Here is a 6,467-nt window from a genome sequence, read left to right on the forward strand (position 1 = left end):
TGCGGCGACCATAGCCAAGGTGAGACGCCCGGTCCCATTCCGAACCCGGAAGCTAAGGCCTTGCACGGCGATGGTACTGCACCCGAGAGGATGTGGGAGAGTAGCACGTCGCCGCTACCAAACATCACATTTGGGCCCGGTAGAGCAACAGCTCCCGGGCCCAAATCATATCTTTCAAAGACACATGCACATATGCGTCGAAGGCCACGATGCCCTGGCTCGACAGGGTCCCGCGGCCTTTTCTCGTACCGTCGATCAGACATCGTCCGGAATACGGCGATCGCGCCAATAGCATTCGCGGTCATGGTCGTCGATCTTGCGCACCACACGGCACGGCGAGCCGAATGCGACCGAATCCGCCGGGATGTCCCTCGTGACCAGGCTGCACGCGCCGATGACCGAGTTGTCACCGATGGTGACACCGGGCAGCACCGTCACGTTCGCGCCGATCCATACGTTACGTCCGATATGGATGGGTTCGGAGAACTGCGCGAGCCGCTCACGCAGATCCGGCCGGACGGGATGACCGGTGGTCACAAGCGTCACGTTCGGCCCGATCATCGTGTGGTCGCCGATGAAGATCTCGCCGTCATCGACGAGCGTGAGGTTGAAGTTCGCGTACACGTGGTCGCCCAGATGCGTCGAGATCCCCCAGTTGGCGCGCAGCGGAGGCTCGATCCACACGTCCTCGCCCATCTCCCCGAAATACCGGTGCAACAGCCGTTCTCGCGCGGGGTCGTCGGCGCGCAGCGCATTGATGTCGTACAGCAGATCACGTTGCTCCCGCTGGGCGGCGCCCATCGATGCGTCGTCCCAGAAGTACACGCCGGGCGAGTGCATGATGTCGAGTACCGATTGCGGCACGGTCATGACGGGGCTCCTTACCTATCCTTGCTCCGTGGACTGCCGTGGTGGCGATGCCTTCATGATACGTGCGGACCGATCATGTGGAATCGCGCGGCTAGGACAGCATCCGCAGGAGCCACGGGAGCGTTATGACGCCGGTGTACGCGAGCAATCCCAGCGACAGAAGCAACGTCCAGAAGGCGATGCCCAGGCCTTTGCGACCGTGGTGGATCGTGTCGTGCACGCCGACCGTCGACAGGACCGTCGCGACCAGGGAGACGATGAATCCGACGGCCACGCATTCCATAATCAGCAGCATCGATCCCATGACGGTGAAACATGACGAGACCGCAAACAGCGCCAACCCCGTCATCGCCGGTAGGGAACGGCGATCATCGACCATCCGAATCCTTCCGTCGATTCTTTCCGTCGGACCGTGATCGGTCCGGCACCCGTGACGGGTTCGTTCCGTACGGTCCATCACCGTCGAAAGACTTGGGAATCCGACCGATCTTCATCCGTCATGGCCATTATGTCATACGTCGCGCCGTGTCCCCATATGCCCGCCGAGGCCGACGTCTCCGACGCGCTCTCGCCGCCCATATCGCGTTCTAACGGCACGCTGCGCACACGGCCGGCACACCGTTCCCAAGAAACTCTCAGGCGCCGCGCATGACACGTTGAAGACGGTGCGGTTATATGGAACCACAGCCACACAGGCGGTGATAACTGAACCTTTCTTCTTCTCTTCTTCCTCTCTCCGAGATGAGCCCGGCCCAATCCGCCGGGCTCATCTCGTTTCGAGCCCATCGCCTCCGGTCCGACGGCTCACATGATTCCGGAACCGCATTCCCACACGATTCGCAGGTCATGCGCACGCTCCGCCAAAGTTCGCGAGGTTATATATGAGCCAACGAACGAACACACGGAAAGGCGGTGATACACGGAGCGCGAACCCGGATCCTTTCTTCTTCCTCTCTCCTTGAAGCCCGGCCCGATCAGCCGGGCTTTCTCGTCGTCCGAAGACCTCGGAACGACCGCGACGGAAAGGATGATCGGCTGGATCAGCTCCAGTGTTCACCGTGGGTAAAACTCCGGAATGAATCCCCCTCGATGGGATTGAGGGGAGTGAAAGGCGAAGGTGAGAGCCTCGGGAGAGGTTCCGGAACCGGCCACGATATCCGTCGCACGAACACCGCCACGGCAGGCGGCGCGATGCGGACGACGGTAGCCAAGCCGCGCTCCCTCCTAGTCAAGGAGTACCGATTATGGCAATGTTTCCGGCTTTGATGAATGACACGATGTTCTCGGATCTGTTCGATGACCCGTTCTTCGAGGGTTGGCGCAACACGGACAACGGCATGAGCACCGTCATGCCCGCCAACATGATGTCCACCGATGTTCGTGAGACCGACAAGGGCTACGACGTCGACATCGACATGCCCGGCATGAAGAAGGACGACATCAACCTCGAGCTCAACAACGGCTATCTGACCGTGTCCGCCACCCGCAGCGGCGAACACGAGGACAAGAGCGACGACGCCCAGTCCGATTCCGGCAAGTGGCTGCGTCGCGAACGCTACGCGGGCTCCTGCTCTCGTAGCTTCTACGTCGGCGACCAGGTCAAGGAATCCGACATCCACGCCTCGTACAACAACGGCACGCTGTGCATTCAGGTTCCGAAGATGCAGGCCGCGCCGCAGGTCGAATCCAAGCACCAGATCGCCATCGAGGGCTGATGCCTTCCGCGCCGACGCGCGCATCACATACAGGCACGCCGCCCGTCTATACGTCCCGTCCGGATTGAGCCGACGGGCGACGGGAAACAAAGCCTAGCCTGAAAGGCGCCCGCACGACTTCCCGACGAGTCGTGCGGGCGCCTTTCGTCGTCTTCAGAGCGTCCGCCGATATGCCGGCGACGACACGACGATTCCTTATTCCCCGAAGACCACGAACCGTACGCCCCGGCTACTTCAGCAGTCCCAGCTCCCCGAGCTTCGCCTTGATGTCGGTCGACGACGGCTCGACCTGGAACGCGCCGTCCGGGTACAGGACGACCGGGATGTGCATCTGCCCGCTGATGGCCACGGCCTTGTCCGCGGCGCCCTCCTCGCTCTCCAGGTCATGCCAGACGTATTCGGCGCCGAACTCCTGCAGCGCCGCCTTCGCGCGACGGCAGTCGCCGCACCAGTCTGCTCCGTACACCTCGATCGCCATGATCGTCCTTCCTTTCATCCATGGCATGTGACGTTCCGTAAGAAGGGTATCAGCGCCCCGACGCCTGCACCGCGCGTTTCCGCCGTCGGCCCGAACGATGATCGGCGGCGTCCGACAATCATCCTTGGGACGCATGACCGTCCCCGCCATGTTCGGCTAACGTGGACGGCATCCACGAACGACGACGAAAGGAACCACGATGAACCAGCTGCAGTACGTGTGCGCCAAGTGCGGCTGCCGCGAATACGACAACGACCAGTTCCAGGCGACCGGCGGCAACCTCGCGAAGCTCTTCGACGTCCAGAACAAGAAGTTCATCACCATCAGCTGCCGCAACTGCGGCTACACCGAGCTGTATCGCGCCCAGACCGACACCGGCATGAACGTCCTCGACTTCCTCATCGGCGGCTGATCCGCGATGTCGGGTTATAGGCCAAAATGTGTGTCTGTTTGGGCTTGTGAGGCCTTGTGCTGATTGGCGTTTCGCTGGTTTGAATGTGGTTGCCGGGACTTTCAAGGCCGGCCAGAATGTGTGTCCGGAATAGGTCGTGAGGCCTTGCGCGGCAAGGTCCTGCGGGTGTTTGAATGTCGTCTGCTTGACTGGGTGCATGAGAACACCCGGATGCGCGGCCTGCGGCGGCGAGATGAAGAGGAACGGCACCACCTCGGCGGGACGAACCCGTTGGAGGTGCAAGGACCCGGGATGCGGCTCCTCGGCGTCGCGCTCGTACGACACGAGGGCGCGTGACCTGCGGTGCGGGTTGGACTGGCTGTTCTCGAAGTCCTCGCAGGCCGAGCATCGGCTGCCGGCCCGCACCCTGCGCCGCCGGTGTGAACTGATGTGGGGTCTGTGGCCTCCCGTGCCGCTGGTGGACGAGGTGCACCGCGTGGTGCATGTGGACGGCATCCACCTGCACCGTGACGCGGTGGTGCTGATCGCCGTGGCCGGGGGCCATGTGGTCGGCTGGCACGTCGCCAGGGGCGAGCGGTCGGCCGCATGGCGGTGCCTGATGGCCAGGATCGCGCCGCCGGACGTGCTCGTATGCGACGGGGGCGGCGGGATGCTCAAAGCCGCGAAGGAGGCATGGCCGGGCACGCGCATCCAGCGCTGCCTGTTCCACGTACAGGCCAACATCTTCGAGCTGACCGGCGCGAGGCCGCGCCTGGAAGCCGGCAGGCGGCTGCGGGCGATCGCCGTCGCCCTGCCGCGCGTCAGGGACGCCGCCGCCGCGGCCGACTGGCTGGCCTCCTACAACCAGTGGGAGCAGGACTTCGCCGGTTTCCTCGACGAAAAGAGCGAATACTCGGACGGCAGCGTGAACGACATGCACCAGCGGCTCGTCAGGGCTCGTCGCATGATCCGCCGTCGCATCCGCGAGGGCCAGCTGTTCACGTTCCTCGACGAGGGGCTCGAGGCCGGCGGGCCGGTGCCGTCCACCAACAACCTCATCGAATCATGGAACGCGCGCCTGCGCGACATGCTGCGCCGCCACCGCGGGCTGCGCCTGATCAGACGGCTGAAGGCGATCTGCTGGTGGTGCCACCAGCACACCGAACGCCCCGAGACGGACGCGTGGCTGGCCGCGAACGCGATCACCGACCAACAACTCGAGAACCTCTACAGGAAGGCATGGGAGCGGAGCCCGCAGGGCATGCACGAGACGTTCGGCATCCCCATGAGATACGGCACCGGCATCGACTGGAACGACTTCCACACCCGCGTCGAATGGCCATCAAACGACTAAACCCTCAGACACACATTTTGGCCTATAACCCGCGATGTCCGCGCGGCTGAGGCTCGCCGGATAAAAAAAGACCCCGACGCTGGTAACATCGAGGTCAACAAAGTAAATACAAAAGTAAATACAACAGTCAGTATAACACCGTGCTGGTAACACGCTTACTGATGACCGAGGAAACGACGCTATAGCCTCGATAATCCGCGTGGCGGACTAGCCCTCCGCAGGGTGGCGTTAGAGGCCAGAACATCAACAGACCCCAAAAATGGGCATGGCATAAACGGGATGGCCGACATGCCCTTTAGCTTTCCAGCGCTTCAAAAATGACTTTTTGGGGGTATGCCGCCTTTGCGTATGGGTAATTCCATACGCCCGGTGAAGGACGCGGAAACCTCGGCTGGCTCCGTTCTGAGTACTTTCACTGCCCTGTTATCCCCCTATAGCAGGGCCAGCTCTGCTCCCACGTTTCCTGACTCCACCATTCTGAGGGAGGCCGGGGATGAGGAAAGAGCCTGTTAGCCGTATCGCCGAAGGTTTCGTCGTCTACGCTACGGATGGCCTGGTGGTTTCCGTACCCGCGTCATCGTGACGGGATGCGTCATCGCGAGAATTCAGCACGCGGTAGACAGTCGACCGGCTCACGTGCATCAGATCGGCGATCTGTTTGACGGTCAGAATACGAGAATCGTAGAGTCTGCGGATCTCACGGACGTCCTTCCCGCCGACCTTCGCCGGACGGCCGCCCCTGCGCCCGCGCGCCCTGGCCGCCTCGAGCCCGGCCTTCGTGCGTTCGCTGATCAGATCGCGCTCGAACTGGGACAGCGCCGCGAACAGATTGAACGTGAGCATCCCGCCGGGCGTGGTCGTGTCGATCGATTCGGTCAGGCTCACGAACCCGACGCCCATCTCTTGGAACCGGTTCATCAGCGCGACGAGGTTCTGCATGCTGCGCCCCAGACGGTCGAGCCGCCAGACGACGACCACGTCGCCCTCACGCAGCAGCTCGATCATGTGGTCGAGCTCAGGACGGTGCGCCTTGACTCCGGACGCGGTGTCCACGAAGACGCGGTCGCACCCGGCACGCTCCAACGCGTCTATCTGCAGGTCGGCCGACTGTCCCGCGGTGCTGATCCTGGCGTATCCGAATCGTTTCTCCATACCGCCGAAAGTACCATAACCCGGAACAATCGACGGGTTTTGGGACATTGATTTTGGAACGGGTTTTGAGAATCACATCCCGCGCGTTTCGCCGACATCGGCCGGCTGCCACGAACCGGTACCGAAAACGGTCGATTGCGGAAACGGGACCGGGCGCAGATTCCCAAGAAACTCCCAGACTCCGCCCATGCGGCGTTGAACATCATACGGTTATATGGGAACCACGGTCGCAAAGACCGCGATAACTGAATCCCTTCTTTCTTCTCTCTCCTTTCTTTTCCTTGAAAGCCCGGCCTCATACGCCGGGCTTTTTCGTGCGCGCCCGAAAGAGAAGCGGAGGCCACCCTCTGTCGGAAGCAGGGGCTGTCGTTGTATGGAATTGGGGTTATAGGCCAAAATGTGTGTCTGAGGGTTTAGTCGTTTGATGGCCATTCGACGCGGGTGTGGAAGTCGTTCCAGTCGATGCCGGTGCCGTATCTCATGGGGATGCCGAACGTCTCGTGCATG

Annotated in this window: 7 protein-coding genes and 1 rRNA gene; 4 read left to right on the forward strand and 4 right to left on the reverse strand. The window is 62.1% G+C overall.

All coding sequences use genetic code 11. The features are described from left to right. Window positions 1-117: ribosomal RNA gene (gene rrf, locus JS528_RS11325) — 5S ribosomal RNA — on the forward strand. A 138-nt stretch (window positions 118-255) separates the two neighbouring features. Here the strand turns inward: rrf and JS528_RS11330 are convergent. Both JS528_RS11330 and JS528_RS11335 read right to left on the reverse strand, forming a co-directional pair. Then, window positions 256-870: a sugar O-acetyltransferase gene (locus JS528_RS11330; protein WP_214359143.1), complete on the reverse strand. Its 615-nt coding sequence runs from the start codon at window positions 868-870 to the stop codon at window positions 256-258. A 91-nt stretch (window positions 871-961) separates the two neighbouring features. Continuing rightward, window positions 962-1,249, reverse strand: coding sequence for a hypothetical protein (locus JS528_RS11335; RefSeq protein WP_214359144.1), 288 nt, complete (start codon window positions 1,247-1,249; stop codon window positions 962-964). 865 nt (window positions 1,250-2,114) lie between these two features. On the opposite strand from JS528_RS11335, the gene JS528_RS11340 reads away from it, so the two are divergent. After that, window positions 2,115-2,585, forward strand: coding sequence for an Hsp20/alpha crystallin family protein (locus tag JS528_RS11340; RefSeq protein WP_214359145.1), 471 nt, complete (start codon window positions 2,115-2,117; stop codon window positions 2,583-2,585). 229 nt (window positions 2,586-2,814) lie between these two features. Here the strand turns inward: JS528_RS11340 and JS528_RS11345 are convergent, their stop codons facing one another. Then, window positions 2,815-3,063, reverse strand: coding sequence for a mycoredoxin (locus tag JS528_RS11345; RefSeq protein ID WP_214359146.1), 249 nt, complete (start codon window positions 3,061-3,063; stop codon window positions 2,815-2,817). Window positions 3,064-3,262: 199 nt separating this feature from the next. Here JS528_RS11345 and JS528_RS11350 point away from each other — a divergent pair, with 199 nt between their 5' ends. Then, window positions 3,263-3,475: a zinc ribbon domain-containing protein gene (locus JS528_RS11350; protein WP_214359147.1), complete on the forward strand. Its 213-nt coding sequence runs from the start codon at window positions 3,263-3,265 to the stop codon at window positions 3,473-3,475. Window positions 3,476-3,671: 196 nt separating this feature from the next. Continuing rightward, entirely contained in the window at window positions 3,672-4,808 is a 1,137-nt protein-coding gene (locus tag JS528_RS11355; protein ID WP_214359148.1) for an IS1249 family transposase, read from the forward strand. Window positions 4,809-5,345: 537 nt separating this feature from the next. Here the strand turns inward: JS528_RS11355 and JS528_RS11360 are convergent. After that, complete coding sequence (locus JS528_RS11360) at window positions 5,346-5,960, reverse strand: recombinase family protein (RefSeq protein ID WP_214359149.1); 615 nt, start codon at window positions 5,958-5,960, stop codon at window positions 5,346-5,348. Between the last annotated feature and the right edge of the window lie 507 nt (window positions 5,961-6,467).

Source organism: Bifidobacterium santillanense, from assembly GCF_018555385.1.
Taxonomy (GTDB): Bacteria; Actinomycetota; Actinomycetes; order Actinomycetales; family Bifidobacteriaceae; genus Bifidobacterium; species Bifidobacterium santillanense.